Genomic DNA, 23144 nt, shown 5'->3' with positions numbered 1-23144 from the left:
CTCGCGCTACAGAAGCGCTGAACTGAGCAACAAACTGGTCTCACTGTTCACGACACCTTCCACATTGCGCATGCGGGCCAGCACCCGGTCAAAGTTGCTGAGGCTGTCGGTGCGGATGTCTGCCACCAGATCCCAGGCGCCGTTGGTGGTGTGAAGTTCGTGGATCTCGGGCAGGCCTCGCAACTGGCTGATCACAGAGTCCGTCGATCGCCCTTCTACCTCGACAAAGGCAATCGCCCGGATAAAGGACGGGTCGCGATCTTCCCGAATACGGATCGAGAAACCGAGCACTGTGCCGTTGCTCACGAGGCGATCGATACGGCTCGTGACGGTCGCGCGCGTGACGTTGAGGCGACGCGAGAGGCTCGCCACTGACTCTCGCGCATCGGCTCGAAGCGCGGCGAGGAGGCGACGATCGAGGTCATCTAAGTCAGACATACACAAAGTGTATAATTTAGCCTCGCATTATGCCTAGTTATTGGCCGGAAATAGCGTCGACTGGGAGTTGTAGCTACATAGTGCACATTCGTAACGTAGGAAGCACGATTACCGCAACGAAAGGAGTGACCATGGTTCACTACGTAGACGTCAACAACATGCGCCGCTGGATTGCCGACACCGGCATCGAGCCAATCATTATGGGCATCGTGGGTTACCTCGAACAGGATTATGCCAAGTGGCCCCAGTTCGACAAGTCACCTCGCGTTGCCGCCCACTCCCCCGAAGGCGTCATCGAATTGATGCCGACGAGCGATGGCGAAACGTACGGCTTTAAGTATGTCAATGGCCACCCATCCAACCCTGCACTGGGCTTCCAGACCGTGACTGCGCTCGGCATGCTTGCCCGCGTCGACAACGGCTACCCCACCTTCTTCTCGGAGATGACCCTGCTGACGGCGTTGCGCACCTCTGCGACCTCCGTCATGGCCGCGCGCGCTTTGGCTCGCCCCGACTCCAGTGTTCTCGCCCTCATCGGCACCGGCACTCAGTCTGAGTTCCAGGCACTCGGCTTCCGCGCCGGCCTCGGCATCACGAGCCTGCGCGTCTGGGACACCGACCCCGCTGCGATGGACAAGTTCATCCGCAACGTTGAGCCACTCGGTTTCGACATCGTGCGCGCAACCTCAGCAGCAGACGCTGTTTCCGGCGCCGACATCGTCACCACCTGCACCGCCGACAAGAAGAACGCGACGATTCTCACCGCCGACATGATTGAACCCGGCATGCACCTCAACGCCATTGGCGGAGACTGCCCAGGCAAGACAGAACTCGAAGAGGCCATCGTGCGCAACTCGACCGTGTTCGTCGAGTTCCCCGAGCAAACCCGCATCGAGGGCGAAATTCAGCAGGTTGAAGCGGACTCCCCCATCACCGAGCTGTGGGAAGTTCTCGCCGGTACCGCGACGGGCCGCAGCTCCGCTGAGGAAGTGACACTCTTCGACTCCGTTGGTTTCGCGATCGAAGACTTCTCGGCACTGCGCTACGTCTTCGACGCTGTTCGTGACACCGACTATGCAACGAACCTTGACCTGATTGCCGACCCGGCTGACCCCAAGGATCTGTTCTCGCTCGTGTCGCGCGTTCCTGTACTGACCGCGTAGGCCACCGATGAGCGTTCAGGCCCCTTCGGCCGCTGTTCTCATCCGCCCGCACCGTTTCACCCCGAATAGCCAAACTGCGGGCGACAATGCCTTCCAGTCGACTGACCCCAGCCGCACTCCGGATGAGATTGCTCGCGCCGCGTACGACGAGTCCACCCAGGTGGCCGAGACGTTGCGTGACGCGGGCGTCAACATCCACGTGTTTGAGGATGAGGAGAGCACGCGGCCCGACAGTGTGTTCCCGAACAACTGGTTCTCGACGCACAGTGGTGGGCGCGTTGCGGTGTATCCGATGTTTGCTCCAAACCGGCGCACCGAGCGACGCACCGATGTCATTGAAATGTTGAAGCATGACTTTCGGGTGCAGGATGTCGTGGACTATTCCGGACTAGAGCACGACGGCATCTACCTTGAGGGCACCGGCGCGATGGTCATCGACCACACCAACCGGGTAGCGTATGCGGCAGAATCGCACCGCGCCAACCCGCTCGCGCTCGAACGGTTCTGCGCATCCTTCGGCTATGAGCCAATGATGTTTGAGGCCCGCGACAGCCACGGTGTGCCGATTTACCACACCAACGTCATGATGTGCATCGCGACCGACTTCGCCATGATCGGGCTCGACCTGATTGCGTCGGGAGATCGCCGCATGGAAATGGCCGAGCGCCTGACCGCCCCCGGTCGCACCCTGATCGACCTCACGGCTGAGCAGATTGCTAACTTTGCGGGAAATGCTCTCGAGCTGAGGACTCCGAACGGCCGCATCTTGGCCCTCTCAAACCGCGCACTCGCGAGTCTCACTCGCGCTCAGCGCTCGGTGATCGAAGCCAGCTGCGAGATCGTGCCGCTCGACATTCCGACGATCGAGTTGGCCGGTGGCTCGGTGCGCTGCATGGTGGCCGGCATCCATCTGGATCGTCGTTCACGCATGGCCGCGGATGTTGCCGCCGGCGTTCCTGCTGCCGACGCTGCCGAAGCAGCCCCGACAGCAGGCGCCTAGCCAATCTGTGGTGGAAGCGGGTCCCTCCGCCTTCGCCACAGACCTCAGCGACCTGCGACACCAGTGGTGTCGCAGGTTGCTGGGCGTTCGCTAACTGCAGTTCGGGCGGCAGTCGCGCTGTGACAACGCCTCGAGCATCACGTTACTGAGCTCGGTGGGGTTGTTTGCTTGGTAGGCCGTTCCACCGGTGACCTGGGCGATCTTTCGCATCGCTTCGACGTCGGTGTCTGGCCCAATTCCGACGAGCACCACGGGAACGGGCTCATCAGTGTTGTTGTCGATCATCGCGTTCAGTTCGTCAACCAGCTTCTCCAAGGAGATGCCGTTGTCGTCTTCGTTGCGACCGTCAGTTATGAGGATCACTGAGTTGACCTTGTCGGGGTTGAAGTCTTCGCGCACGTGAGTAACCGCGGCCAAAACGGTGTCGTTGAGACCGGTGTAGCCGTTGATGCGCGACGGGAGGGTGTCGATGATCGCCTGAAGGTTCTCAACGTGCTCGGGATCGTTCATGGAGCGGATGCCCGCGACATCTTCCCAGTCCTCGGTGCCAACGCGCTCTTTGGAGAAGAGCCACATGCCGAGCTCGTCATCCTCAGAAAGCGTACTGAAGGCATCCTCGGCCGAGTTCTGGAACATCTCGATGCGGCGCTGACCGTCCCAGGCACGCTCAAGCATCGAACCAGAAACGTCGACGACGGTGAGAATGCGCGAGCGCAGGTTGAGGGCGTTCCAGTTGCGCAGAATGCTCACGAGTTCGTCAGTGTCTCCCACCGACTTGGTGGCGACGGGTGCTGCGATGACACCGGAGGCGAGAATCTCGCCCTCGCCGGCGTTGTCACGGAAACCTTCGGCGTTCAGGACCTGAGCCGAGCCTCGAACAAGATCAGCAAATTCCTCAAGAAGCTTCGTACGAGAGGTTTCGAGGTCGGCGAGTTCTGCGCGTTCTTCGTCGGTCATCCGTGAGGCTTCGAGTTCCGTTACTTCGGAGTTATCGACAACAACAAAGGGGTAGGTGAGGGCGACGGTGCCTTCGGACGGGTACAGCGCCACCAGAGGCTCGTCAGGGCTGGACGCGTTATGTTCCACGATCTCTCGCTCGGTTGCGAGAGCAACCGTGCGTGAGTCAGTGATCTGCAGCTCGGTGAAGGCCGCCTTGGTGGAGTCGGGGATCGAGCGCCCCAGATTCATCAGCACACGGTCGAAGTCAGCAGGGTCGGTATCTGCCGCGAGATCATTGAGGGTAGCGAGCGCGATCATGCTCGCAGATGACGATTCAGGATCAGGCAGAAGCGTGCGGTAACGGCCATCAAGGATTGCACCCCACCCCACCTCGGATGCTTCGAATTCCGCGACCTTCACGGCCGGGGTTGCCAGCACAAGCGGGCTCGATGCGATCGAATCCCACTCCTGCGTCTTGGGGATTTCGCGGCCGAGAGCGGTCGCGGTGCTTTCCACTCGGTTCAACCAAATCGGCGAATCAGGGATCCAGGCGTCAGCACCAGTGGAGGTGCCGGATGCCAGCAATGCGGCGGTATCCGCGGAGCGCTGCGTCACGATTGTGGCCGAGAGGCATTGACCAACGTGCTCCGCATTGAAAGCATTCGCGACGGTTTGGACGGTCGACGAAATGGTGGGATCGGTGACGACAACGAGTTCGGTGGCATTCGGGCATCCGAAAGTCTGGGCCACAAAATCGTCGAGCTTGTTCTGGGCAGCAAGCGCTACGAGAGCGCCACCACCGGCGAGGGACAGGGTGAGCAGGGTTGCGAGGGCGGGTGTACTAGCGCGGAGGAACCAGGATTTAATTGTTCTGGAACGGTGGCGAGGTCGGGACACAGGGGGACTCCATCGATCACGGGTGCACTTGATTTCGGGGGAACCAAGAGTTGACCCCCTTTCGGGGGCCTACACAATAGTGACACAATTTCGCTTCAATAAAACGGCCTTACACAGGTTATTCTCAGTATCGTTGCGTGAAACCAACGAATATCCCGGTGAGACGCCTGATTTCATCTCCTAGCGCAAGATTTTTGCATGGGAATAAAGTGCTTGCTCCCGCCCTCTAACGCCGTTCATTGCCGCGACGGTAGTTTCCCGTCGCCCGCGCCAAAACCTGCTGATCAGAAGCTGCACTCGTTCCTAAACGCGCCGACAAGTTGGCCGCAGCAACACCTCGCACCACCACAACCTCGCGACCAGCGCGAAAAATGCGCACCTCACCACTCTTCGTGATCTCGAACCCGAACGGATCGTCATCGAGGCTCATGATGCGAACCTACGCGCGCAACTCGATCGCAACCGATTGCCCTGCAGTGCCGCGAAGCTTCTGCGCGAGACGGATTGCCGCGTACTTGGCGCCGTACTTTTTCTTGAGAGCCGCATCCATGGCATCCAAAGTCTCAGCATCATGATGAACACTCGCGGTCGCCGTCACCGTGGCAGCACCCTCGGTTATCGTGCCACGCATGTCGCACGCGGTCAGTTCGACGCGATCAGTATGAGCGATGCGCTTCACCTTGCCCGAATGGGGCGCCGTCGTAACAAACATGCGATCGCCATCCGCAACAATCCACACCGGGGTAGAGACCGCATCCCCCGACTTGCGGAAAGTAGTGAGCGAGACATAAGGCTCGGTGGCCAGAGCGGAGAATTCAGGAGAAGTCATCTCCCCATTATCGCCGCCTGCGCCACTACGCCTTGAAGTTGACGAGTTTGTGAGTTCCATCGCAAAACGGCTTGATGTCTGACACCCCACAGCGGCAGAGCGCAACGGTGCGCCGTGATTGAGGAATGGGCTCGCCGTCTGACGATCGCAAGTCAATCGCGCCTCGAACCAAGAGCGGTCCGTCGGCGCAAGCAATCACTTCGACATCGTCAGAGCCGCGCGCCTCAGGGGAATTGTGGGACTGCTTGTTCATCGTGCCGCTACCTCTCCGATCGGGTTGGAATCATTCACGAAGTCGCCGGTCGCCAGCGCCGCGAGAGGCTTTCGAAGCGACGAACGCCCGGCCTCGAACGACTCCAGCATGTGCTGCGCCACCCAGTCGTCAAGTAGGAGGCACGCACCCGCGCCAAAGAAAATCTCGCTCAGCAACGCTGGCTCGCTCTCCGCCAAACCGCCAGCTAAGTCGCGCGCCGCAATCTGTTCATGAACCGCGTCGGCTTCCACATGCTCATCGAAGTACTCAGTGACATCGCCTCCATAACCGAGGCGGCGGAAGCCACGCGCATACAGCTTGTTGGGGATCGATGACGTCATTTCGAATGCCGCCAAGTGGCCGACGATGGCCCCGCGAAGTCGGCGATGGAGCCCAAACATCGACATCATGTTGAACGACGCCAGCGTGATCGCTGGCGCGTAGTTGAGGTACGCGCCATACCGCGAATCGAGCCCCACACCGCGCATGGTGCGAGCATAAATTTCGGAGTGCATCCGATCTCGGCGCCCGGCGCCATACTCATCGGACTGAATCTCGACCAGCGCCGCCTTGGCCCGACCGCGAAGGCGCGGAATTGCCCAGGAGTGCGGGTCAGCTTCCTTCAGTGTGTAAATCGAACGCTGCACTAAGTACTCGTGGGCTTGATCCGCCGTGAGTTTCTTTGCCACATAGCGAGAGAGACTCGGTCCGGAGTCTGCGCTGGTGAACTCAAAAAGGGCGGCAGCGACATCCTCGTCCGCAGCGTTCGGCAACTCCGGAATGGTGACCGCCGCACGGAGCTGCGCCTCGAACGCCTGCTCGAGATCGAGTCGCGCCGCGATAGTGCCCAGATCCCACTCCCAGCGATCGCCATTTTCCACCACGGCCCCGTAGTAGAGGCCGTAGAGCAGAAACAGCGCCAATTGCACGTCTTCATCGCGGATGAGATCCCGACCGCTTTCGACAGCGGACGCTACAGCTTCAGGCAATCCCACGACCTCTTGCGGTTTGCTCTGCTGTGAAAACGCGTTAAGAAGCAGCTCACTAATCGGGCCGCGGGCCTCGATCTCTTCATCGCACCATTTGTCGTACTCTGCCGAATTTCCGGGAAGAGAGTTCTCGCTTGTGGCCATAATGACCTCTCCTTTTCATCTGAAAGTGGGGATTGAATCGTTGTACGATCTCCGCCGATCGTTCAGCTTTACTCATGGAATCTTTGACGGTCTGGCTGGAAGCTTGCTGCGCGATTCTTGGGACTTTGCCGGTCTTTTTGAGCGCAGCGGAGTGTTAGGTTGGTGGCGTCCACACGGGAGCCCTAATGCAAGGGCTGAGAGGGAGCTGACGCAGCTTCGACCGTCGAACCTACCGGGTAATGCCGGCGAAGGAAGTACGGCTCATGCGCCCCACACATTCGATCCCCGCTGTCTCGTCTGCCTCCTCTGCGGCTCCGTTGGCCACACGTCGCGCTGTGCGCGGCGGGATCTTCGGCAACTATGTCGACCAGTTCGACATCTTCTTACCGGTGATTGCGCTCGCGCCGGCATCCGCCCAACTGTTTGGCTCGGACAATCTGGTCGGGAACGCCGGCCTGATCTTTGTCGCGACGCTGCTTGGCCGACCGATCGGGGCGGCGATTTTCGGGTCCATTTCCGACCGCATCGGGCGAACGGCGACCACGAAGGTCGCTCTGCTCGGTGTCGCGCTCACGACTCTGCTGATCGCGTTCGTGCCCGACCACACCGTGCTCGGTAGCGGAACCCTGGCCGCAATTCTTCTGCTGCGGTTTGTCGGCGGCATCTTCCTCGGCGGAGAATACACCTCCGCCATCCCACTCGCGATGGAATGGTCGCGGCCCGAACGGCGCGGCCTCGTCAGCGGCCTCATCATGTGGATGTCGCCCTGGGCCAACGCCTCGATCGCGGGCATGGTGTTTGTGCTGCAGAGCGTGCTCGACGCCGCCGCCTATAACCAGTGGGGCTGGCGTGCGCTCTTCATCTTGGGCTCGCTGCTCGCCTTCACGATGCTGTTCTACTACCGTGCGCGGGTCGAAGAGTCGCCGCAGTGGCAACGCCCATTGCAGCGCACTAACCCGTTGAAACAGATTCTCGTCGGCCGCCACCGCCGTGCGCTCTGGCAAGTGTTCATCATGATGAGCGGGCTCTGGCTGCTCACCAACATGGCGATACCGGTGCTGGCCGGTCAGCTGGGTTCCGGCGCGGGGGCGCTGGGCGCGACAGGGACATTGGATGGTCGAACCCTGTCGTTCGCGATGATGATCGGCACCGCGGCATCCGCTCTCACTATGGCAGCGTGCGGTCATCTCTCGACCTTCACCGGACGGCGGCGCTTCTTTATGGGGTTCGGGATGCTGACGGCGGTTGCAGGCCCGCTCGCGTTTCTCGCCGTGTTTGCGGCACCTAGCCTTGGGCTGCTTGTGCTCGGAGTAGTCGCGCTTCAAGTGGTGACCGTGTCGGCGTACGGGCCGGTCGGGGCGTACCTCGTGGAGCGGTTCCCCACTTCGGTGCGCGCGAGCGGCTACGGCGTTGGATACAGCCTCTCGATCGTGATCCCGGCGCTGTATCCGTACTACCTGCCGGCGCTGCAAGGCATTTTGGGGCAGCAGGGTGCGGTAGCTGCGTTGCTCGCCCTCGGCGGGATACTGATTGCGGTGGGTGCGTTTGTCGGGCCGGAGACGGCGGGGGTTGATCTCGACGCTGGCGAGCGCGCTTAAGTCGTTTCGCTAGTCGGCTGGCCAGACAACCGCTCAGTCAGTCGCGAGCGAGAGGGCGACACCGTCGAGGATGTCGCGCTCGCTCGTCGTGACCCACTCGAGCGGGTGTCCGGCTGCAGCCGCGGCATCCGCCACTCGACGGAGCACTGTCGCCCAGATGATGGCGCCCGAGGCAACCACGTCCACGCGACCGGGGTGCATGTAGGGCAAGGCTTCACGTTCGGCGCGGGGCATGTGGGTGAGCGCTTCGCAGGAACGGAGCACGTCTGCGAGCGGTAACCGGCTTCCGCTGATCGCGACCGGGTCATAGCTGGTGAGACCGAGGGCATGCGCGGTGATTGTGGTGACAGTCCCGGCAACACCGATGACTTCGCTGGCCTGCGAGAGATCGACTGTCGCCGTGGCGATATCGAGGGCCGCACTGACGTCACTACGGATGGCGGCGAGCTCAGAATCGGAGGGCGGGTCGCTCGTGATGTTGCGCTCCGCCAGTCGCACGCAGCCGACATCCATCGAATATGCCGCTTCAGGGATGTTGCCGCCGATCACGAGTTCAGTGGAGCCGCCACCGAGGTCAACGACGAGGTGTTGGAGTGCAGGCGTGGTCGCAGTTGCGTCGTCGAAATCGGATGCGGGCAGCGCCGTGAGCGCGCCACGGAACGACAGCGCGGCTTCTTCGGTTCCGGGAATCACTTCGACCGGCGCACCCAGAATCGCGAGGACCGCGTCGGTGAACTCGGCACGGTTGGCGGCATCCCGGGTGGCAGAGGTAGCCACAAAACGGATGCGCTCGGCGCCGTGCTCGCGGCACAGATCGGCATAGCGGCGCACGGCCGCGAGGGTGCGATCGAGGGCGCCCTGGCTGAACTGGCCGGTGCGGTCGACGCCCTCCCCCAGGCGCACGACTTCGAGAGTGCGCACGACGTCGGTCAGACCGCCGTGGCCGTCGAGGTCGGCGATGAGCAGGCGGATCGAGTTGGTTCCGCAATCGATGGCGGCGACGCGGGTCATGGATTCTCCTGAAGTGCGGTGGGTGGGGCTAGCGGGTGGGGCTAGCGAACAACGACTAGGGCTTCGTTGCGCTTCAAAAATCCCGGCTTCCACGGCGGGTCATAGCGGGCGAAATAGACGGAGCCGAGCGGCGCGCAACCATCACGGGTGAGGGCGGCAAGCAGAGCATCCGCATTCTCTTGATATCGGTCTTCGTTCGAGCCACCGCTGAAACGCCGCGCAGCTACCCGCTGCTCGGGCACGTCAACGGTACGCACAGTGGCATCGCGAGGCGCCGGAACGCTCGTTGCGCCAGCAGGCATCACGAAACTAACCGTGTATCTCTTCGATTGGCCCGGTGATTGAATGACCGGCGCCGTCATAGAAATGTTGGAGGCACTGATGTAGCGGATGAGGGGACGAAACCCCTGATTTCCCGCCTCAAAGAACGAACCATCGGCATCCACCTGCGCAAGAATGTGTGCCGGATAGAGCCGCACTTCGTAACCATCATGCTCAGAAATCACCCTGTAGGGCTGCTTTTCGGTCATGCCGTCACCCTACGCCCGTGGGCAGTGAGCGAACCTGATAATTCTCGAAGCTATCGCGGCGAAAACGTGGCCGCCTAGACCTTCTTGACGACGCTCGACTTGAGCTGCATCTGGCCGAAACCGTCAACCTTGCAGTCGATGTCGTGGTCGCCAACACCGTCAACGAGGCGAATGTTGCGCACCTTCGTGCCGACCTTGATCGACGTGGGGCTGCCCTTGACCTTGAGGTCCTTGACGATGCTCACCGTGTCGCCATCGGCGAGCGGCGTGCCGAACGCATCCTTGATCACTGCGGCGTTCTGCTCTGCTTCGGCAGCGGCATCCGCCTCGCTTGGCGACCACTCGTGACCACACATCGGGCACACCAACAGCGCGCCCATTTCGTAGGCGAGGTCGCTAGAGCAGTTCGGGCAGAGAGGCAGGGCGTCAGACATAAGGCACTTTCGGCTTGGCGCCGTTCGGGCTGGCGCAGCGCTGAACTAGTCGCTAATCGTCAATTTTACCTGATTGCGCGGTTGCAGATTGGTTCGCAGATTCGGAATAGGTTCAGCGACGCCTCTGTTGCACCCATCGACATCGCAGATTGCTTCTGTTCAGCTCCTGAAAGGCCCTCTTTATGACCATGCTTCACGACCGTCTCGCCGCGACCGACTCCCCCATCCTTGATGTGCTTGCCGAACGGTGGAGCCCCCGCCACTTCGATGCCACCGCGCCTCTTGACGAGGCGGCGCTGCAGAATGCTCTCGAAGCTGCTCGCTGGGCACCCTCGGCCTACAACAGCCAGCCTTGGCGCGTCGTCGTCGCTCGTCGCGGAACCCCGCAGCACGACGCCATCGTTTCCTCGCTTATCGCGTTCAACCAAACGTGGGCCGGATCCGCGTCGGCACTGCTCGTCTTCCTGACGGAACACCACAACCCCGAAGGCAAGCCGCAGCCGACCGCCCTCTACGACACCGGCCAGGCCGTTGCCTACTTCACGATCCAGGCCCAGAGCCACGGGCTGTTCAGCCACCAGATGTCAGGCTTCGACTCGGATGCCGCAGCAGCAGCCCTCGACCTCGACCCGCACTTCACACCCACCACGGTCATGGCCGTTGGCGCACTGGGCGACCCCGCCGAGATGACCGACGTCATCCGCGAGCGCGAAACCGCACCCCGCGCACGACGTGCCGCTGCCGAGTCGGTACTCGTCAACGCCTAAGGCTTGATGTCGCCCGCGATCAGTTCGCGCAGCGCGGTCACAATCCCATTCTTCACGTCGGCCGACAGGTGCGAGACAAGCACGTGCGCGACGCCCGGCTCCGTAATGATGGCGGTCGCTTTGTCATCCAGCTTGACGGATGCCGGGTCGATTGCACTGCGGAGAGATACGACCGGTTCTTCCATTAGGTCACACGAGCGAACCGCGGTATCCGTAACGACAATGCCGTACACACCCGCGAAGGTTTTATCGAGCGATGCGAACGCTATAGTCTCGCCGTCGCCCAAGCCGATCTTGGGGCCAAATTTCTTGAGCATCTTGGCGAGGCGCGGGTCATCAGCAAGCAACACGTCACTACGGATGCCGAGCTCTGCCAGCCGCGGAACCAGCTCAGCAGCAGTCGCGTTCTCAGTCTCTTCCTCGTCCGGTTCGCCCGCGATGGCGAGCCCGAGCACCTGCGAGAGCTGCACGACGCTCGTCACGGCATCCGCGAGAAGTTGAGTGAGCCGGAACTCTGGAGAGTGGCCCTCAGCCGAGTCGGCTCCGATGAGCTTCACCATGTCTGACCAGTCGAACGCACTGCCAACGGAACTGATCAGGGCATGGCTGGAGGCGACCGGATCTACCGAGGTGACGGGCAGCATCCGATAGTTGGGGAGCTCTCGCCCGAATACTCCCGCGAACTTGTCTTGAATAACGATGCGTTGATCGGTCACGAGAAAACCCAGAGTCTGGCGCTTTCGTGTGAAGCGATTCATGGCGTGGTAGCCGACGAACAGCAGCGGCACCTCGTTCGGTCGCGGAGCATCCGCAAGCAACAGCTGCTCGACAGCTTCGTCGAAGACTCGAGCAGCGTCGTCAAAGACCGGGTGGTCTTTCTGGCCGGGAAGGAACACCACCGGCTGCAGTTCAGACGCAAGGTCCTTTGCCCACAGCGAGAGCCGCGCAACAATGGTGTTTGTCGCCGAGCGGTGGGCCGCGGGAATGTTGCGAAGGTACTCTTCCGCTGTCGTCATGAACTGATTCCTTTCGAAGGCCGGCAGGTTGTGCGCCTAGTCGCGGAAGAGCGCACTATTCGCGGCCGTCTTCGAGCGGGATGAGCATCGTGCGGAACTCGCCCTCTGAAGCGTGGATGGCCCAGATGCGAGAAGCGACGTCATCAATGCCGTTGGGCAGCTGAAGCTTGGGAATGCCGCCCGGGATGACGAGCTGACGGATGCGGATCCCCTCCCCTTCAAGTGTCTCGTGCAGCATCTCGCCGTAAGCACTTTCGGCGGGGAACGCGAGTGACGTTCCCGCGAAGCCTGCACGGGCCTTCACCGAGGTTCCGCCGTTGATCAGGATGATGCTGCCGTGGCCAGCCTCGCGCATTGCGGGCAGCACCGCGCGCACGGTGTGGATGAGACCGAGGGCAGAGAACTGCAGCGCTTCGAGTGCGAGTTCGGGAGTCAGATCGAGCACCGGCTTCAGGTAGTCGCGTGATGGGAGCGGGCTGTATTGAACGGCGGTGATGGGCCCGAGCTCGGCAGCCGCACGAGCGAGCGCGCTTTCGAGTTGCGCCGGCTCACGCACGTCGGCGGCGAAACCGCGAGCGGTCACGCCATCCGCTTCGAGCTCAGATGCGAGAGCGTCAAGCTTCGACTGGTCACGTGAAACTAGGGCGACGGCGAAGCCTTCGCGTCCGAACCGGCGGGCGACTGCAGCGCCGAGTCCGGGGCCTGCTCCGATGATGGCGATAACGGGCATGAGCATCCTTTGATCAAAGCGTTCGGCGGCAGTGCTGCTCGAAAAAGCTTACCGGCGTTTCGGCAGGGAACGCAGTGGCGGGTCCAGCCGCTATCCTGCGTTTTATGGAAGAGCGATATTCCCTCAGTGACCGGCAGATATATGGAGCAGAGGATGACGCAGACATGGACGCGATCCTGACCGCGATCGATCGACAACTGAACCGCGCTGAAACCGCTCCGGCCACGAAAACGAAGGCAACGCGCCCGCTAAAAACCAAGTCGACGCCACCACCATCCCCGGTGGCGAAAGCATCATCCTGCGCCAAGAACGCCTTCCGTACTCAAGCGGAAGCTCGCGAGGCACTTAGCCGCTGGCAGAAAGCGGAAAAGGCAGACATGAAGATGCCACATCGCGTCTATCCCTGTGATCGTTGCGATGCGTGGCACCTCACGCGGAAACAAAGTGGCAAACGAAAGCCGGCCTGGGACAAAAACCCGAATTGGACTCGATCGCCCGCACAGCTCGCGAAGCTTGAGAAGAGATTCGCGGAGCCTAATTCACGCTAAGAGTAGAGCGTCGACGCGGTCACCCTCAGCGCCTCTAAAACTCTTCGTCCGTGATGCCTAGTTTCTCTTTAGTAGCGGCCGCTTCGTCCGCGTCGAGCCAAGCGAAATCGTAGCGACCGTTGTGTGGCGACTTGTGGCCGCTGAATTCGAAGTATCCCGCTTGCAGCTCCCGCACGGTGATCCACGGTGGATAGTCTTCCTGGGATCGCTCGTGAGTGCCGTCGGCCCAGACGACGATGTACCAGACCCACCATGTCTGCTGGAAGAGACTCAATGGCGATACGAAGTGCCCTACGACTGACGCGATGTGGCCGGCTTCGACGCCATCTTTCGTTAAGACACCAACGCCTCCCTCGAACGGATCCAGGGTTTCGTCCGGGATCGGAGGCTTGACATGCTTCTTCCAGAAAGACCGAATCATGGTCTAGGCCTAGCCCAGAAGTCCGCTCTGCGTCAGCCCAGCGGTCATGATCGTGAGCCAGACAGCGAAGAAAGCGACCTGGAACAACGTGCCCGCGATGCCGATGATGATCGCTGCGCGAGCTAGCCCGCGACCCGATTCCCCACTCGACGTGATCTGCTTGCGACCCATTGCGCCCAGCACCACCCCCACGATCGGAATCATGAACGCGGCGATGAATCCGATGAGTGCGAGCGTGTTCGTGCGCGGGACAGGGCTTGTTGTCATACGTCATAGTGGCACGACCGCCGAAAGCCGTCGTGCGGCACTGTGAGACGCGGCTAGTTATGGAAGCGGAACTCCACCGCGACCAGCATCGGCCCCGTGCACCGACGGTAAGATGACAGGAGCCCAACGAAGGAGACTTATGTGCCGCGTGCTCGCCTACCTCGGTCCTGAGACACCACTGGAGAACCTCCTACTCAAGCCGGAGAACAGCCTGATCAACCAGGCACTCGACCCCGAACGGCACCCCGAGCTCCAGTTGGCCGGATGGGGATTCGGAATCTGGGGCGAGCACCTGCTGAAGCCCGAAGAACCCTTCATCTACCGCCGACCCATGGCGGCCTTTTACGACGACAACGCCAGCCGGATGATCCCCAGCCTCCAAGCCAGCACGATGTTGGCGCATGTGCGCGCCGCGGCGTACGACTCGAAGGTCGTGATGGTCGACGAGAACTGCCACCCGTTCTCCTTCGAGGAGACCCCGTGGATCGTCGCCCAAAATGGCTACCTGCCCAACTGGCAGCTCCTGCAGCGCGAGCTGCTGCAGCACTGCGAGGATCGGTATCTCAAACAAATGCGCGGGAACACGGACACCGAGTTCATCTACGTGCTACTCCTCTCGCTGCTCGAAGGTGACAGCAACGAGGACGTCCAACGAGCGATCGAGAAGCTCATCGAGCTGATCGCCCAGGCGATGAAGGACCTCGACCTCGGCGCTCTGACGAAGCTGAAAATGGCCCTCGTGTCAGCCGACCGCATCATCGGTGTCAACGTCGGCCTCGGTCACCACGGTGAGACCAACCCCGCTGGTGACTGGAAGGAGCTGCGGAAATCAGCCCCCGACAGCGACGACTTCGCGCTCTCGATGCTCCTCGAACCGATGTACCTACTGATGGGACGCAACTTCGAGGACGACGCAACGACCTACGATTTTGAGGAGAGCAGCGAGGATGACGCGACCGGTGTCATATTCGCCTCCGAGCCCTTGACCGAGGGTGACGACTGGTCGCTTCTCGAGTTCGGCGAGATCGTCTTCCTCGAGAACGACGGTGAGCGCATCACCAGAACCACCAACACGCTGAAGGTCTCAGCGCGCTAGGTGTTCTTCTCACGGAGATTGTGAGCAGCCTGGCGTGACGGAAGACGAAAACCCCTAGTTATTGAAGCGGAACTCCACGACGTCGCCGTCGCTCATGACGTATTCCTTGCCCTCAACGCGAGCCTTGCCCTTGGCGCGAGCCTCAGCGATGGAACCGGTCTCGACGAGGTCGTCGAAGCCGATGACCTCAGCCTTGATGAAGCCCTTTTCGAAGTCAGTGTGGATGACGCCGGCAGCCTGAGGCGCCTTGGCACCCTTCGGGATGGTCCAGGCGCGAGTCTCTTTCGGACCAGCCGTGAGGTAGGTCTGCAGGCCGAGAGTGTCGAAGCCGATACGCGCGAGCTGGTCGAGACCGCTCTCTTCCTGACCGGTGCTCGCGAGAAGCTCTGCGGCATCCTCTTCGTCGAGGTCGATGAGTTCGGCCTCCAACTTAGCGTCGAGGAAGATCGCCTTCGCGGGGGCAACCAGGGCCGCCAATTCGGCGAGCTTTTCGGTGCTGCCCAGCACCGCTTCATCCACGTTGAAAACGTAAATGAATGGCTTAGAGGTGAGCAGACCCAGTTCACTGATCAGCTCAAGTTCGATCTTGGTCGCCGCCGACAACGGCTTGCCCTCATTGAGGAACGCCTGCGCAGCAAGCGCAGCCTCGAGAACGGCCGGCTCAACACGCTTGGTCTTGAGTTCCTTCTCGTACCGCGCAACAGCCTTTTCAAGCGTCTGCAGGTCAGCGAGAATCAGCTCAGTGTTGATGGTCTCCATATCGGATGCCGCATCAACCTTGCCGTCGACGTGAATAACATCCGGGTCGCTAAAGCCGCGCACGACCTGAGCGATGGCGTCAGCCTCGCGAATGTTCGCCAAGAACTTGTTGCCCAGACCTTCGCCCTCACTGGCGCCCTGCACAATGCCGGCGATGTCAACGAAGGAGACGGGAGCGGGCAGGATGCGCTCGCTGCCGAAGATGCCCGCGAGCACCTTGAGGCGCGGGTCGGGCAGGTTCACGATGCCCACGTTAGGTTCGATGGTCGCGAACGGATAGTTCGCGGCGAGCACCGAATTCTTGGTCAGAGCGTTAAAGAGGGTGGACTTGCCGACATTCGGGAGTCCAACGATTGCAATAGTGAGAGCCACAGAAGACAATCCTACCGGCGATAGCGGCCCCGAGGTACGGGACCGCTATCGCGACGGTAATGCGGACTAGGTGTTAGGCGTCGCTCTGCGGGAAGCCGAGGTTGATTCCACCGTGGCTGGGGTCAAGCCAGCGGCTGGTTACAGCCTTCTGACGGGTGAAGAAACGGATCGCGTCGGGGCCATAAGCCTTCGTGTCGCCGAACATCGAATCCTTCCAGCCGCCGAAGGAGAAGAACGCAACCGGAACGGGGATCGGAACGTTGATGCCGACCATGCCGACCTCAACTTCGCGCTGGAAGCGACGAGCCGCTCCACCATCGTTCGTGAAGATCGCGGTGCCGTTTCCGTACTGCGACGAGTTGATCAGGGCGAGCCCTTCTTCGTAGCTCTGAACGCGAATCACGCCGAGAACCGGTCCGAAGATTTCGTGCTTGTAGACATCCGAATCAGTGGAGACGTTGTCGATGAGCGTCGGGCCGAGCCAGAAGCCGTTAGCGTCGCCGTCGATCTCGATGCCGCGTCCATCAACGACGACAGTGGAGCCGTCAGCCTCAGCAAGTTCGATGTAGCCAGCAACCTTGTCGCGGTGCTGCTCGGTGATGAGCGGACCCATGTCGCAGGAGCGAGTTCCGTCGCCGACCTTGAGTGTCGCCATCCGCTCGCTGACCTTCGCGATGAGCGCATCAGCAACAGGCTCGACAGCAACGACGACCGAGATCGCCATGCAACGCTCGCCAGCGGAACCGAAACCGGCGTTGACAGCAGAGTCAGCAACGAGGTCGAGGTCCGCATCCGGAAGCACCAGCATGTGGTTCTTGGCGCCACCGAGAGCCTGAACGCGCTTGCCGTGGTGAGCAGCGGTTTCGTAGATGTACTTGGCGATCGGGGTGGAACCAACGAAGGAGACGCTGGCAACATCGGGGTGCTCAAGAAGAGTGTCAACGGCGACCTTGTCGCCGTGAACGACGTTGAAGACGCCATCCGGAAGGCCAGCCTCAGAGAAGAGTTCAGCCATCCAGACCGATGCCGATGGGTCTTTCTCGCTGGGCTTCAACACGACGGTGTTACCGGCGGCGACAGCCATCGGGAAGAACCACATCGGCACCATGGCCGGGAAGTTGAAGGGGCTGATGATCGAGACAACGCCGAGCGGCTGCTGCAACGAGTACACGTCAACACCGGTCGACACGTTCTCGCTGTACTCGCCCTTGCTGAGCTGAGCGATGCCACAGGCGTAGTCGAGAACCTCGAGGCCACGGGCGATCTCGCCAGCAGCATCCGAAAGCACCTTGCCGTGCTCAGCGGTGATGATGGCAGCAAGCTCATCCTTGCGAGCGTTGAACAGCTCACGGAAAGCGAACATCACGGCGGTGCGCTTGGCAAGCGACGTGTTGCCCCAGGCGGGGAACGCAGCCTTAGCCGCGGCAACACCAGCGTTGACATCAGCGACGGATGCGAGAGGAACGGTGCGAGCGACAGCGCCCGTTGCGGGGTTGAAGACATCGCCACGGTTGGGCGAATCGCCCTCGGTAGCGGAGCCGTTGATCCAGTGCGGAATCGTGGAGTACATGGGCCTACTTTCGATCGGAGGTGTGCCCAGTCTGCAACCCATCCGATCTGCAATCAAGGCCTATTAGTGCACGGACAATCTGCAGAAACGCACACGGTGGTGTGGGGCGCTAGTTGAAGGGCAATAGCTCTGAGCCGCGACGCGCAACCTCGCGGTGCAGAGCCGCTCGCACCAGCTGAACGGCCTCGACATCCGCGGCCTCTTTGCGCACCGAAAGAGCGAACTCCAAGCGGAAACTGACCTCATCGGGCAGCACCGCAACCAGGCCGGGTTCGGGCTCAGCCATGAAGGCGTGCAGCAGCCCAATGCCGGCTCCCTGACGCGTGGCCTCGAGTTGCGCAAACACACTCGTGGAACCGAATCCGACGCGCATACCGCCGAGCACCGGGGCAAGGTCGAGCTCGCGAACCGTAAGCAGGGCATCCACATAAAAAACCAGCGGATGGCTGTCGAGGTCAGCAACAGAATGAATCGGTGGGTGCGTCGCGACATAGCCGGGCGAAGCGTAGAGGCGCAACGCGTACGCGGCGAGTGGTTCGGATGCGAGGCGTGAAGTCGCCGTGGTGCCGATCGTGATCGCCAGGTCGAAGCCTGCGCCACGCAAACTCAGCGGGCGGGTAGAGGTGACCAACTCGACCGTGATGGCCGGATGCTCCGCCTGCACCGCCGCGAGCGCTGCCGTCACAAAGGTGGCCCCGAATCCATCGGGCGCGACGATGCGCACGGTGCCACGCACTTCGTCGGCTCCCCCGCTGGTCGCCCCGACAACATTTTCGACGATGTTCTCGAGCCCGGCGGCGCGGGTAGCGACTTCGCGGCCGATGGCGGTGAGCTCCCAGCCGTCAGCGCCACGGTCAAGGAGGCGCACCCCGAGGGCTGCTTCGAGCCGGTCGATGCGGCGACGCACGGTGGTGTGGTCGACGCCGAGCAGCGTGGCGGCAGACACCATCCGGCCGGCGCGGGCTACAGCAATGAGGTAGCGCAGATCGTCGGTGCTCACATCGAGCGGATGCACGGAGTCGCTGGCCATGCCTCAACCCTAGGGGCGCTTCGGGACAACTGCCGCAGGGCATCCCGCAATGTCGTCGCCGGCTGGCACACTGGCCGAATGGATCCCCTCGTCGCCCTCATCGTTGGTCTACTCGTGGGCGCCGTCCTCGGCGTCGTGATTGGCCTGCTCATTGCCCGTGTTCGCGCGACCGCGCCGACGGGCCGCGTTGACCCCGAGGTACTGGAGGCTCGCCATCAGGCGGCGATCGCGAATGTGACTGCCGCCGAGCGCGAACAGCAGTCTCGGCTGGCAGCGGAGCTGGCATCCATCACGGCACGGTCTGAAGCGCTGAGCGAGCAAGTGGCGTCACTGCAAGTGCAGTACCGCGAGACTCTCGATCGTCAGCGTGATGAGGCTGCGGCTCTCGTTGAGCGCGAACGTCGTGAATCTAAGGTGCTGCAGGCGCTCACCCCGGTGCAAGAGACACTGCGCACGATGCAAAACAAGGTCACCGAGTTGGAGTCGCAGCGCAGCTTGCAGCACGGCGAACTGAGCCAGCAGCTCAAGTCGGCCACCGAATCCGAAGAGCGCCTGCGCAGCACGGCCGAATCGTTGGCATCGGCCCTGCGCAACAACTCGACTCGTGGCGTCTGGGGCGAAACCCAATTGCGCAACGTCGTGCAGGCCGCTGGCCTCATCGAACGGGTCGACTTCGACCTGCAATCGAGCATCAATTCGGATGCCGGTGCCGGCCGCCCCGACATGGTCGTGCACCTTCCCGGCGGCAAGAACATCGCGGTCGACGCCAAGGTGCCCTTCACCGCCTTCTTGGAGGCGAGCCAAATCTCGGTCACGGCAACGGGAGAAGAAGGTGCCCGCCGCGAGGCCCTCATCAAGCAGCACGTCAAGGTGATGCGCGGCCACATCGACACCCTCGCGAGCAAGGCCTACTGGGCAGGGCTCGAGGCCTCTCCCGAGCTTGTGATCGCGTTCATCCCGAGCGAATCGCTCGTCTCGTCGGCGATGGAGGCTGACCCGTCGATCATGGATTACGCCTTCAGCAAGCGCGTCGCTCTCGCCTCCCCCGTGACCCTGTGGTCAGTGTTGAAGACGGTGGCGTTCTCCTGGCAGCAAGACGTGCTCACCGACCAAGCCAAGACGCTGTTTGATCTCAGCAAAGAGCTCTACCAGCGCCTCACCACGCTTGCCGAGCACGCCGACAAACTGCGTCGCTCGATCGACACCACCGTGAACAGTTACAACCAGTTCGCGAACTCGCTCGAAAGCCGCGTGCTCGTGACCGCCCGCAAGCTCAATGCTCTCGACGAGTCGAAAGTCATCGGCGACACGCAGCTGGTCGAGGGCACGCCGAAACACATCACGGCGGCCGAATTAGAACTCGAACTACCCACCGACAGCGACGAGCGTTAACGAGAACTGGCGCGCTCTCCGAGACGGAGAACGCGCCAGTTGAAGGCTGTCTTTAGTGATCGAGCCACTTCTCGGCGAGGTGGTCAGCCGAAATGCGGCGGATCGTGCCCGAGTGTGAGCGCAAGACGATCGACTCGGTACGGATGATGGGGCCGTAGCGACGCACACCCTTCACGAGTCCACCATCGGTTACACCCGTCGCAACGAAGAACGTGTTATCGCTGGAAACCATTTCGTCGGCCGTGTAGACGTGATCGAACTTGAGCCCGGCATCCATTCCGCGTTGACGCTCGTCGTCGGTTTGCGGGTACAGGATCGTCTGGATTTCGCCGCCGAGTGCCTTGATGGCACACGCCGTAGCAACACCCTCAGGGCTGCCGCCGATGCCGACACACATGTCAATGCGTGTGCCGTACAGCGCAGCGTTGATTCCGCCAGCAACGTCACCGTCGAGCATGAGGCGTGTACCCGCACCAGCTTCGCGGATGTCGTCGATGAGTTGAGCGTGACGCGGACGGTCAAGCACAGCAACCACGATGTCTTCGGGACGCTTGCCCTTGGCCTTCGCCAGAGCACGAATGTTGTCGCCGATGGGACGGTGGATATCAATGATGCCGATACCTTCAGCACCCGTGACGATCTTGTCCATATAGAAGACAGAGGAGGCGTCGAGCATCGTGCCGCGGTCAGACACAGCAATCATCGAGATAGCGTTCTGTCGCCCGGCCGCCGTCAGCGACGTGCCGTCAATCGGGTCAACCGCGATATCGCAGGCGGGGCCACGGCCGGTGCCCACGTGCTCACCGTTGAAGAGCATGGGGGCGTTGTCTTTTTCGCCCTCACCGATAACGACGAGGCCGTCGAAGTCGACGGTGCCCAAGAACTTGCGCATGGCATCAACCGCGGCACCATCAGCGCCAAGCTTGTCGCCCTTACCAATGAAGGGAACGGCGCGAATCGCGGCCGCTTCGGTTGCCCGCACAAGCTCGAGAGCGAGGTTGCGATCGGGATGGAGGAATAGCGTGCCGGTTTCTGTACTCACCTAGAGGCATCCTTCGTTGAAATTGGTCGACTGGGGACGCGCCGGTGGTGGTCAGCGCAGAGTCAGTCTAACGGAGCGGAGCGAACTCGACGCTGATCAAACGTTGTCGGTTACCTCATGAGACATCGCGCCCTGCAACAGTTCGCGCCGCCCAGAAGGGGTGGCTAGAATCGAGGCGAGCCGGACCAGAGCGGTAATCGGTACCGTACGAGGAGAGACAACAATGCCCGTCGCAACCCCAGATCAGTACGCAGAAATGCTCGACAAGGCGAAGAAGAACTCCTTCGCCTACCCCGCCATCAACGTATCGTCGTCGTCCACCATCAACGGTGTGCTTCAGGGACTCAGCGATGCTGGTTCCGACGGCATCATTCAGGTCACCACCGGTGGCGCAGATTACTTCGCTGGCCAGTCGGTCAAGGCTCGCGCTTCCGGAGCTCTCGCTTTCGCCGCGTTTGTCACCGAGGTTGCCAAGAACTACCCGGTCACCGTTGCGCTGCACACCGACCACTGCCCCAAGAACGCTCTCGATGACTTCGTCTACCCGCTCATTGCGGCATCCGAAGCCGAGGTCAAGGCCGGCCGCAACCCGATCTTCCAGTCGCACATGTGGGACGGCTCGGCTGTTCCTCTTGCGGAGAACCTTGAGATCGCCAAAGAGATCCTGCCGCGCATGAAGGCCATCAACTCGATTCTCGAAGTTGAGATCGGCGTTGTCGGCGGAGAAGAAGATGGTGTCAGCCACGACATTAACGACAGCCTCTACACGACGCTGGATGACGTCATCGCTACCGTCGACGCGCTCGGCCTTGGTGAGCAGGGTCGCTACATCGCAGCCCTCACCTTCGGCAACGTGCACGGTGTCTACAAGCCAGGCAACGTGAAGCTTCGCCCTGAACTGCTCGGCGAAATTCAGGCCGGTATCGCTGCGAAGTACGGCACAGGCGCTAACCCGCTCGACCTCGTCTTCCACGGTGGATCAGGCTCGACGGATGAAGAAATCGCGACCGCTGTTGCCAACGGTGTCATCAAGATGAACATCGACACCGACACCCAGTACGCCTACAGCCGCTCCGTCGCTGACAGCGTGCTGCGCAACTACGACGGCTTCCTCAAGGTTGACGGCGAAGTCGGAAACAAGAAGGTTTACGACCCCCGCGCCTGGGGCAAGGCCGCAGAATCCGCTCTCGCACTGCGCGTTGTTGAAGCAACGAAGCAGCTCGGTTCGGCTGGATTCTCCAGCAAGTAACGCTCTCAACGAATAGGGGTTGGCCTTCGGGTCAGCCCCTATTTGTCGTTAACGGCAGCTGATGCGATTACTGCAGGCTCTCGACGTAAGCAATGAACCCGGGATCGCTGAGCACGGCAACGAAGATCGCGACCATGAGCGCTATCCCGGCGATGCTCGCACCGATGAGGGGAATCCAAAATGCGATTCGTTTGCGTTGAATTTGCAGCAACGCGAAGATGATCGTGAGCACGAGAGCGGCTATGCGAACGACGTTGGCAACGCCTCCGGCGTCGCTCGCGAGGGCGTCTGACGTGAAGTTGTCCATGCCCTGAGCGGCGAGGCCCTCCCGCAATACTGGGCCAAGGTTCGCCACCGTGCTGAACGTGTTGATGATGTCCACGACGCCAAAGAGCAACAGGGTTGCGGTGAGAAAGACGTCCCACAGGCGATATTTGCGCTCGGGGGCTGCGGTGGAAGTGCCGTGACCGGTAAGACCGGCCGCTGCACCGCGCTGATACTGCGCGTTCAGCGAAGAATCGGGCATGATCGGCGGCAACATCGCGCCTGGATCAGCGGGTGATTCGACCGAAGGCTCCTCACTCGTGCCTTCGGGTGCAGCAGGAGGCAACGGTGCATACTCGCCGTATTGGGGGCGTGGGCGCGGGTCAGTCATGAACT

Annotated in this window: 26 protein-coding genes and 1 riboswitch; of the genes, 8 read left to right on the top strand and 18 right to left on the bottom strand. The window is 61.5% G+C overall.

The features are described from left to right. Nucleotides 1–6: 6 nt before the first annotated feature. Nucleotides 7–438: an Lrp/AsnC family transcriptional regulator gene (locus I6E52_RS12165; protein ID WP_197107398.1), complete on the bottom strand. Its 432-nt coding sequence runs from the start codon at nucleotides 436–438 to the stop codon at nucleotides 7–9. 131 nt (nucleotides 439–569) lie between these two features. Here I6E52_RS12165 and I6E52_RS12160 point away from each other — a divergent pair, with 131 nt between their 5' ends. Next, a complete protein-coding gene (locus I6E52_RS12160) occupies nucleotides 570–1601 on the top strand; it encodes an ornithine cyclodeaminase (protein WP_197157773.1) in 1032 nt (343 codons plus the stop codon). Nucleotides 1602–1608: 7 nt separating this feature from the next. After that, nucleotides 1609–2601, top strand: a complete 993-nt coding sequence (gene ctlX / locus I6E52_RS12155; protein ID WP_197157771.1) for a citrulline utilization hydrolase CtlX — start codon at nucleotides 1609–1611, stop codon at nucleotides 2599–2601. 90 nt (nucleotides 2602–2691) lie between these two features. Here the strand turns inward: ctlX and I6E52_RS12150 are convergent, their stop codons facing one another. The 5 genes from I6E52_RS12150 to I6E52_RS12130 all read right to left on the bottom strand — a co-directional run bounded on the left by I6E52_RS12150 (nucleotide 2692) and on the right by I6E52_RS12130 (nucleotide 6652). Then, nucleotides 2692–4437, bottom strand: a complete 1746-nt coding sequence (locus I6E52_RS12150) for a VWA domain-containing protein (RefSeq protein WP_197157769.1) — start codon at nucleotides 4435–4437, stop codon at nucleotides 2692–2694. A gap of 226 nt (nucleotides 4438–4663) precedes the next feature. After that, entirely contained in the window at nucleotides 4664–4867 is a 204-nt protein-coding gene (locus I6E52_RS12145) for a hypothetical protein (protein ID WP_197157767.1), read from the bottom strand. Between the two features lie 9 nt (nucleotides 4868–4876). Further along, the gene (locus I6E52_RS12140; RefSeq protein ID WP_197157765.1) at nucleotides 4877–5266 is read right to left on the bottom strand and encodes a PPOX class F420-dependent oxidoreductase; all 390 of its coding nucleotides are present in this window, start codon (nucleotides 5264–5266) and stop codon (nucleotides 4877–4879) included. A 25-nt stretch (nucleotides 5267–5291) separates the two neighbouring features. Beyond that, complete coding sequence (locus tag I6E52_RS12135; RefSeq protein ID WP_197157763.1) at nucleotides 5292–5519, bottom strand: CDGSH iron-sulfur domain-containing protein; 228 nt, start codon at nucleotides 5517–5519, stop codon at nucleotides 5292–5294. Continuing rightward, on the bottom strand, nucleotides 5516–6652 hold the full coding sequence (locus tag I6E52_RS12130; protein ID WP_197157761.1) for an iron-containing redox enzyme family protein: 1137 nt from the start codon (nucleotides 6650–6652) through the stop codon (nucleotides 5516–5518). Before I6E52_RS12130 ends, I6E52_RS12135 begins: the two co-directional genes overlap by 4 nt. Before the next feature lie 163 nt (nucleotides 6653–6815). Next, a riboswitch (TPP riboswitch) is annotated at nucleotides 6816–6923 on the top strand. On the opposite strand from I6E52_RS12130, the gene I6E52_RS12125 reads away from it, so the two are divergent. Then, a complete protein-coding gene (locus I6E52_RS12125) occupies nucleotides 6916–8250 on the top strand; it encodes an MFS transporter (RefSeq protein WP_197157759.1) in 1335 nt (444 codons plus the stop codon). Its footprint overlaps the riboswitch before it by 8 nt. Nucleotides 8251–8283: 33 nt before the next feature. Here the strand turns inward: I6E52_RS12125 and I6E52_RS12120 are convergent, their stop codons facing one another. The 3 genes from I6E52_RS12120 to I6E52_RS12110 form a co-directional block, all read right to left on the bottom strand. After that, a complete protein-coding gene (locus I6E52_RS12120) occupies nucleotides 8284–9261 on the bottom strand; it encodes a Ppx/GppA phosphatase family protein (protein WP_197157757.1) in 978 nt (325 codons plus the stop codon). A gap of 41 nt (nucleotides 9262–9302) precedes the next feature. After that, nucleotides 9303–9791, bottom strand: coding sequence for a heme-binding protein (locus I6E52_RS12115; protein WP_197157755.1), 489 nt, complete (start codon nucleotides 9789–9791; stop codon nucleotides 9303–9305). 74 nt (nucleotides 9792–9865) lie between these two features. Next, on the bottom strand, nucleotides 9866–10225 hold the full coding sequence (locus I6E52_RS12110; RefSeq protein ID WP_197157753.1) for a zinc ribbon domain-containing protein YjdM: 360 nt from the start codon (nucleotides 10223–10225) through the stop codon (nucleotides 9866–9868). 182 nt (nucleotides 10226–10407) lie between these two features. On the opposite strand from I6E52_RS12110, the gene I6E52_RS12105 reads away from it, so the two are divergent. Next, nucleotides 10408–10992, top strand: a complete 585-nt coding sequence (locus tag I6E52_RS12105; protein ID WP_197157751.1) for a nitroreductase family protein — start codon at nucleotides 10408–10410, stop codon at nucleotides 10990–10992. Here I6E52_RS12105 and I6E52_RS12100 read toward each other — a convergent pair. Together I6E52_RS12100 and I6E52_RS12095 are read right to left on the bottom strand one after the other, a co-directional pair. After that, the gene (locus I6E52_RS12100; RefSeq protein ID WP_197157749.1) at nucleotides 10989–12008 is read right to left on the bottom strand and encodes a hypothetical protein; all 1020 of its coding nucleotides are present in this window, start codon (nucleotides 12006–12008) and stop codon (nucleotides 10989–10991) included. The two genes, I6E52_RS12105 and I6E52_RS12100, sit on opposite strands and share 4 nt — an antisense overlap. A gap of 55 nt (nucleotides 12009–12063) precedes the next feature. Further along, the gene (locus tag I6E52_RS12095) at nucleotides 12064–12738 is read right to left on the bottom strand and encodes an SDR family oxidoreductase (protein ID WP_197157747.1); all 675 of its coding nucleotides are present in this window, start codon (nucleotides 12736–12738) and stop codon (nucleotides 12064–12066) included. Nucleotides 12739–12902: 164 nt separating this feature from the next. Here I6E52_RS12095 and I6E52_RS12090 point away from each other — a divergent pair, with 164 nt between their 5' ends. Next, nucleotides 12903–13286: a hypothetical protein gene (locus tag I6E52_RS12090; protein WP_197157745.1), complete on the top strand. Its 384-nt coding sequence runs from the start codon at nucleotides 12903–12905 to the stop codon at nucleotides 13284–13286. A 34-nt stretch (nucleotides 13287–13320) separates the two neighbouring features. Here the strand turns inward: I6E52_RS12090 and I6E52_RS12085 are convergent, their stop codons facing one another. Both I6E52_RS12085 and I6E52_RS12080 read right to left on the bottom strand, forming a co-directional pair. Next, nucleotides 13321–13707, bottom strand: a complete 387-nt coding sequence (locus I6E52_RS12085) for a hypothetical protein (protein WP_197157743.1) — start codon at nucleotides 13705–13707, stop codon at nucleotides 13321–13323. Between the two features lie 9 nt (nucleotides 13708–13716). Beyond that, the gene (locus tag I6E52_RS12080; protein ID WP_197107416.1) at nucleotides 13717–13974 is read right to left on the bottom strand and encodes a DUF4190 domain-containing protein; all 258 of its coding nucleotides are present in this window, start codon (nucleotides 13972–13974) and stop codon (nucleotides 13717–13719) included. Between the two features lie 139 nt (nucleotides 13975–14113). On the opposite strand from I6E52_RS12080, the gene I6E52_RS12075 reads away from it, so the two are divergent. Then, a complete protein-coding gene (locus I6E52_RS12075; RefSeq protein WP_197157741.1) occupies nucleotides 14114–15070 on the top strand; it encodes a class II glutamine amidotransferase in 957 nt (318 codons plus the stop codon). Between the two features lie 54 nt (nucleotides 15071–15124). On the opposite strand, the gene ychF is transcribed toward I6E52_RS12075, so the two are convergent. The 3 genes from ychF to I6E52_RS12060 all read right to left on the bottom strand — a co-directional run bounded on the left by ychF (nucleotide 15125) and on the right by I6E52_RS12060 (nucleotide 18801). Beyond that, on the bottom strand, nucleotides 15125–16201 hold the full coding sequence (ychF, locus tag I6E52_RS12070; RefSeq protein ID WP_197107419.1) for a redox-regulated ATPase YchF: 1077 nt from the start codon (nucleotides 16199–16201) through the stop codon (nucleotides 15125–15127). Between the two features lie 73 nt (nucleotides 16202–16274). Next, nucleotides 16275–17771, bottom strand: a complete 1497-nt coding sequence (locus tag I6E52_RS12065) for a CoA-acylating methylmalonate-semialdehyde dehydrogenase (RefSeq protein WP_197157739.1) — start codon at nucleotides 17769–17771, stop codon at nucleotides 16275–16277. Between the two features lie 109 nt (nucleotides 17772–17880). Further along, entirely contained in the window at nucleotides 17881–18801 is a 921-nt protein-coding gene (locus I6E52_RS12060) for a LysR family transcriptional regulator (protein WP_197107421.1), read from the bottom strand. Between the two features lie 78 nt (nucleotides 18802–18879). On the opposite strand from I6E52_RS12060, the gene rmuC reads away from it, so the two are divergent. Further along, nucleotides 18880–20193, top strand: a complete 1314-nt coding sequence (gene rmuC / locus I6E52_RS12055; RefSeq protein WP_197157737.1) for a DNA recombination protein RmuC — start codon at nucleotides 18880–18882, stop codon at nucleotides 20191–20193. Between the two features lie 52 nt (nucleotides 20194–20245). Here rmuC and glpX read toward each other — a convergent pair whose 3' ends face one another. After that, the gene (gene glpX / locus I6E52_RS12050; protein WP_197157735.1) at nucleotides 20246–21235 is read right to left on the bottom strand and encodes a class II fructose-bisphosphatase; all 990 of its coding nucleotides are present in this window, start codon (nucleotides 21233–21235) and stop codon (nucleotides 20246–20248) included. 223 nt (nucleotides 21236–21458) lie between these two features. On the opposite strand from glpX, the gene fbaA reads away from it, so the two are divergent. Then, the gene (gene fbaA / locus I6E52_RS12045; RefSeq protein WP_197157733.1) at nucleotides 21459–22484 is read left to right on the top strand and encodes a class II fructose-bisphosphate aldolase; all 1026 of its coding nucleotides are present in this window, start codon (nucleotides 21459–21461) and stop codon (nucleotides 22482–22484) included. Nucleotides 22485–22551: 67 nt separating this feature from the next. Here fbaA and I6E52_RS12040 read toward each other — a convergent pair whose 3' ends face one another. Continuing rightward, nucleotides 22552–23139, bottom strand: a complete 588-nt coding sequence (locus tag I6E52_RS12040; RefSeq protein WP_197157731.1) for a DUF6264 family protein — start codon at nucleotides 23137–23139, stop codon at nucleotides 22552–22554. Nucleotides 23140–23144 lie beyond the last annotated feature (5 nt).

Origin of the sequence: Salinibacterium sp. NG253 (genome assembly GCF_015864945.1) — a bacterium.
Taxonomy (GTDB): domain Bacteria; phylum Actinomycetota; class Actinomycetes; order Actinomycetales; family Microbacteriaceae; genus Rhodoglobus.
Note: the sequence above shows the minus strand (reverse complement) of the source record. Positions and strands in the feature narration are given on the sequence as shown.